This window comes from Asticcacaulis sp. (assembly GCF_027484505.1).
In the GTDB taxonomy this organism is placed as follows: Bacteria; Pseudomonadota; Alphaproteobacteria; order Caulobacterales; family Caulobacteraceae; genus Asticcacaulis.
In genome coordinates this window covers 1-2,811 of the sequence record NZ_JAIXSV010000260.1, presented here as the reverse complement: position 1 = coordinate 2,811, position 2,811 = coordinate 1, and the positions used below count along the sequence as shown (strand labels likewise).

1 protein-coding gene and 1 pseudogene are annotated in these 2,811 nt (G+C 47.5%); one reads left to right on the top strand and one right to left on the bottom strand.

The genetic code is table 11. The features are described 5' to 3' along the window. Positions 1–106: pseudogene (locus Q0072_RS15595) on the top strand (IS5/IS1182 family transposase); the annotation flags it as partial. A gap of 9 nt (positions 107–115) precedes the next feature. Here Q0072_RS15595 and Q0072_RS15590 read toward each other — a convergent pair. Further along, positions 116–2,230 (bottom strand): DUF6311 domain-containing protein, encoded by a 2,115-nt coding sequence (locus tag Q0072_RS15590; protein WP_298331929.1) that lies wholly within the window; start codon positions 2,228–2,230, stop codon positions 116–118. Positions 2,231–2,811 lie beyond the last annotated feature (581 nt).

Genomic DNA, 2,811 nt, shown 5'->3' with positions numbered 1-2,811 from the left:
GCTCAAGCAGTTCAGGGGAATTGCCACACGATACGACAAAAATCCCCTTAACTTCCTTGCCGCTGTCAAGATTGTAGCCTCTCGCATCTGGATCAAAGCGTTATGAGTCTACGGCCTAAACTCCGAGACTGCCGGGACCCGCTTCATTAGGCCGTGGCGCTCCGATTTCATTCTGATGACTATAACCCAGACGTAGCCTGTAGAGAGAATAAAAGAACCTCTCCTTCATTTTAGATACATCCCGATTAGAAATGACAGAAATATCTATTTTAATATGCTCCGCACCAAGCGTGCTAGAGGGCAAGGGTATGTGATAATTGTTCCGCCCTCGTGTAAGCTGAAGTTCTCCTGCGTACACGTCATTAATATTTACGCTAATAGCGGACGGATTTTTATTTCCCTGCAACTCAAGTTCAAGGACTGCTCTCCTGTTAACAGGGGCAGATAAGTCAAAGCCAATTCGGCTATCGATCAACACCGATCGAGTAACCTCCTGGTCGGCCATCGAAAAACCTTGGTGGGTTAAACACGAACCGAAGTCCTTCCAGCCAAAATACAAGTTCTCCCCCATTGAATATAGCGTCGGCGCTGGCGCGTCGCCCAAGTCCATAGAAACCGCATCGGGAGGGAGAACTGCCACACCGTCTATAACGCGCACCTTAGATTGCAATCCGTCAGGCGCGTTGCACCTATTAATGAGTACATAAAGGTGTGTTGGGTCGCGATTGCCGTCCTGAAAGGCGCGTCGCGCCCGATCCTCTAGCTGGTCTTGCTTAGGATCGCGGCGAGCCGCATACATGGTACTCACGGGGATCCTGTTGGTAACCGCACGCCAAGCGATTTCGTAAAAAACGCGGTCATTGATGTGGACATTAGGTGGATAAAAATCAACTTGCTTTGCACTTTGGATTATTTTCGACCACCGGGGGTCCGGCGTGACTGCAAAGGTCCGCAACTCGGACGCTTCCCTTGTACGAAACCGTTCAAATGCAGCAAAACCACTCAAATCTACGACCTGCAGAACCACGGCCAACGCCACTATTCGCGGGGCCCATTTTGTCCGGCTAGCGAACAGGACACGTAACGCCATCCAGACCAGAATGTATGCTACTGGCCAGAACAGACGACCGGATGCCCGGATTATGGAGAAGGCAGGCTCAACAAAATCAGGTAAAGGTAAGTTAATAAGCCGATGATTGTAAATCTGAATACGTCTCGAGAGAGCAAGCAAAATAAGAAGCGCCATGACCCACAAGAGACCGCGGGCACGGAACGAAAAATCGTGCGCCCGCCCTTCCATCCGATGGATAATCAACGCCGACGCTAACAAAAACAGTACACCTGCACCCAAATACTGGAAGCCTTCGGCGGTCTGCCCGTCGTCGACAGGATGCGCTTTGAATATGGAAGAAACCTGAGGCCAAAACGGATTGAAAGGGGCGTCCAGCCCCATCGAGTAGTAACCGAAACCTCCATCACCAGCATTTTGCCCACTATAGGCACCGGCAATTGCCAATGTTGAAATGGGAACAAGCAGGACAAGCAGGTTGATTGAAACGACATTGCGCAGGCCTAGCCAGTCTCCACGTTTGAGCCCGGGCTCCGCCCCCTGCCACACATCTGCCAACCAGATTATCGCGACCATTACCAAGATATAAGGATGAACGAGTCCACAAAGCCCCATAAGCCCCGCCCACAGCACCGGCCTATACTTACTTTCAAAATTGAAATAAATCCATATCGCTAAAAGTATAAGCCAATGGGCCATCAGCGTATCGTGGCCCATGCGATGATAGAGGGTTGGCAGCAAGCTAAGAAGAACCGTGCCGGCTAAGGCAAGACACCGATTTTCAGTGTGAGGCCGGAGAAGCAACCACCCAACATACACTTGTAGAATAACACAGAGCAGGAACCAAAGGCCGATATATTGAAAATTGTCTGGAAGAAATTCAACGAAAGGCTTAAACAGGAACGCGAACAAGGGATTAGAGTCAGTATAGATAATACTCAAACCAGTGGGGTAAGCAAGTAATGTATGGCTGTTTAACCTCCCACCGCCACCATGTTGATACGCATGCCAACCCAGAGCATGCTGCCCCCAGTCGTCTTTCATTACCCAATAAACATTACGCGGATCCAATATTTCCAAATGAAAGAAATTAAAAAAAATGATAAATGGCAATATCAAAAGAATAATTATGCAATATATTCTCATGTAGAACAGCTTCATTTACAGAACCCCCGAATTCCGAAAATTATTATATGCCAATTTATTAATAATGCGTTTGAGTGATTAACAATGATTGTCCATTTCTATTTTGAAATGTGGCATTTATTATACCGCACAGAAACTCTGCGCCATTTTATAATATGGAACCAGGCCAGATATTTCGAAAGTCCAAAAGGTAAGATTCCGACCCAATCATCTAACAAAGCTTCTCTATTCCAGCGAGTTGAGAAAAGGAGAGATTAGGTAATTGCGCACCCCTAACCTCTCAGTTGTTGCTTCTCGGGTTGCCTGCGACGAGCAGGCAACCAATATTTATCGATAAATTTCGACAAATTAGAGGCAAAAATTCCATTTTGGAATGCGGTCCGGCACAGCAAAAGAAGACGAATTGAAATTCCCCCCTGAGAGCCCCTTACGGGTTTGCCCTAGGGCTACGAGCTTGAAATCACTTCATGGCACTGTGCCGTAGCAGAGGGCTGGCACTAAAAAACATTGCGATAATCGCGTTATACAAAAATTAATTTTCACCTACTAATATTGCGCAATTGTTTGCAGCGCTAAGCTCAAGCCGTGCTTGAGCT

Bases quoted from the DNA above. Each gene is read 5' to 3' on its own strand.
- Q0072_RS15590 (WP_298331929.1), bottom strand. From the start codon at position 2,230: ATGAAGCTGTTCTACATGAGAATATATTGCATAATTATTCTTTTGATA.